Source organism: Mycobacterium sp. TH-M106, from assembly GCF_057473765.1.
This window is the reverse complement of record NZ_JBYCLE010000103.1, coordinates 1-2,422: the sequence shown is the minus strand read 5'-3', so window position 1 is coordinate 2,422 and position 2,422 is coordinate 1. Positions and strand designations below refer to the sequence as shown.

Annotated in this window: 2 protein-coding genes and 1 pseudogene; 2 read left to right on the top strand and 1 reads right to left on the bottom strand. The window is 66.5% G+C overall.

Going from position 1 to position 2,422, the window contains the following annotated elements; genetic code table 11:
- Positions 1-941 (top strand): tRNA (adenosine(37)-N6)-threonylcarbamoyltransferase complex transferase subunit TsaD (gene tsaD / locus AC2VOP_RS03455; protein WP_486959673.1); only part of this gene is annotated, 941 nt, incomplete at its 5' end.
- Between the two features lie 345 nt (positions 942-1,286).
- Here tsaD and AC2VOP_RS03450 read toward each other — a convergent pair.
- Positions 1,287-2,171, bottom strand: a complete 885-nt coding sequence (locus AC2VOP_RS03450; RefSeq protein ID WP_486959672.1) for a DUF6338 family protein — start codon at positions 2,169-2,171, stop codon at positions 1,287-1,289.
- Positions 2,172-2,215: 44 nt separating this feature from the next.
- Between AC2VOP_RS03450 and AC2VOP_RS03445 the strand changes: the two are divergent.
- Positions 2,216-2,422 (top strand): annotated as a pseudogene (locus AC2VOP_RS03445) (hypothetical protein); the annotation flags it as partial.

Genomic DNA, 2,422 nt, shown 5'->3' with positions numbered 1-2,422 from the left:
TGCTGGCCGACGAGGTGGCCTCCAGCGTCGACCAGCACGCCCGGTTCGGCGGGGTGGTGCCCGAGATCGCGTCGCGGGCGCATCTGGAGGCGCTCGGACCGACCATGCGCCGCGCGCTGGCAACAGCGGGCGTGGACCGGCCCGACGCGGTGGCGGCGACAATCGGGCCCGGCCTGGCCGGAGCGCTGATGGTGGGAGTGGCCGCGGCCAAGGCTTACGCGGCTGCGTGGGGGGTGCCGTTCTACGCCGTCAACCACCTGGGGGGGCACCTGGCCGCCGACACCTACGCACACGGGCCGCTGCCGGAGTGCGCGGCCCTGCTGGTCTCCGGCGGACATACCCACCTGTTGCACGTGCGTTCGCTGGGCGAGCCGATCGTCGAGATGGGCGGTACCGTCGACGATGCCGCGGGGGAGGCCTATGACAAGGTGGCCAGGCTGCTCGGCCTGGGCTATCCGGGCGGGCAGGTGCTCGATGCCTTGGCCCGCACCGGGGACCGCGATGCCGTCGACTTTCCGCGCGGCATGACCGGGCCGCGGGGCGATCCGTATGCGTTCAGCTTCTCGGGCTTGAAGACCGCAGTGGTGCGGTATGTGGAGAGCCATCCGGGATTCCGTGTGGCCGACGTGGCGGCTGGGTTCCAGGAGGCCGTCGCCGATGTGCTCACCCGCAAGGCCGTGCGTGCCGCCACCGAGCTCGGGGTGGCCACACTGCTGATCGCCGGCGGAGTGGCCGCCAACTCGCGGCTCAGCGAGCTTGCCGAACAACGCTGCGCTGCAGCAGGTTTAACGTTGCGAATACCACCGCCGCGGCTGTGCACCGACAACGGTGCGATGATCGCATCCTACGCTGCGCACCTGATCGCCGCTGGGGCGCCGCCGTCGCCGCTGGGCGTGGCCACCGACCCCGGTCTGCCGGTGGTGACCGGCCAACTGCGTTGAAGCCTCAGCCCCCGCAAGTCCACGTCGCCGCCAAACTGTCGCAGGCCGTCGACGAGGTCTACTTCTTGGTGACGCTCCCGCCGCCACGGGGTGGCGGAGGCTGGGGTGGTGGCGGTGGGGGCGCACGGTGCGGTGAGGGCTGGCGCCCGCCTTTCTTCTCGAAGCTGTCGCCGGAGACGTCCTTAGTCGGCATGGTAGTTCCCTGCTTTTGTGACGCCCGCCGGCCCGGGTGGCGGTGGAGCTGGCTCTCGCTTCCGGGTCGGCGTGGGGGTCGCGGTGTTTTTGCCCGGGCGATATCCGCCGCCGCGAGGCGGCATCCATCCATCACCAGATGACTTGCTTGTGTCAGAGTCGCGCACTGCGCTCACCTCCTGCTTCACTGCTACCAGTGTCCGCCTGCCAACTCTGCGATGCCGCATTATCCGGAGTAGTTTCCTGTGGCCTCAGAAATTCAACGACCGGTGCATCATCGCACTTGATCCACTGCCCTGCACTTCCCGTAATCGGCTTTTCGAACTCGCCCAGTTCATCGAGCCGCCATGCAGTCTCGACGAAAATCTCGCGGGACTGGGGAAAGTTCGTGTAGAACGAGTCCTCGCCGGCGTAACCGCCCACCCAGTTGCCGTCCTTGTTGAGAACGCGCACATATCCTGGGCCGACACGGTTCACCGCGAAATCCCAGGCAGTCGGCGTGGGGTTGCAGATCCGGAAAACCTGCTTCCATGGCACATTCGGATACAGGCGGCGGGTGTTGCGGGCGTGTAGCACTACGGCGACAACCGCCGGGATCAGGAACACCAGCGCGAATAACAGCAGCGCGGTGTAGCGAGGATGGTCAAGGTAGGACCTTGGACGACTGATCGCCGATGTCAGCACTTGACCCAGGGCAATGAGGTAGATAAGGGCAAACAGGCCGGATATCGTCAGCGCACGAAGAACGCGCACGCCCAAGTCGCCATCTTCGGGACTGGGTCCTCGCAGCCGTGATCGAACGATCTGGTAGACGAATCCGGGAATCACGATTACCAGGACCGTGAGCGCCTGCTGCCATCCGGTCACGAGCATGCGATCACGATAGGGCTTTCCACCGACATCTGCCTTACTCGCCGCGCCAGGAGCCGCCTCGATCGTCGCCGCCGTGCTCGAAGGCGCACGCAGTGTGTTGACCGAAAGTATCCCGGTCGCGGCAGCCTGCCGGTCACCCGCGCCGGCGCCCACCGCCGGAAGCAACGGCCCACCCTTGAGTGCTAGCACTCAGGTGTATAGAGTGCTAGGTGGCAGTCGGACAATCCCTGGCTCGGCACCCGCGACGACGGCGCGAGGGTACGGACGAATGCCACAGCGTTAATTCCGAAGGGTTCGGGGAACAGCCCCGAACCCGCACCCTGATCAAGTGGAGGGCTCCAATCGTGGCGAGCGTGAAAATCAAGCCACTCGAGGACAAGATCCTCGTCCAGGCCAACGAGGCCGAGACCACGACC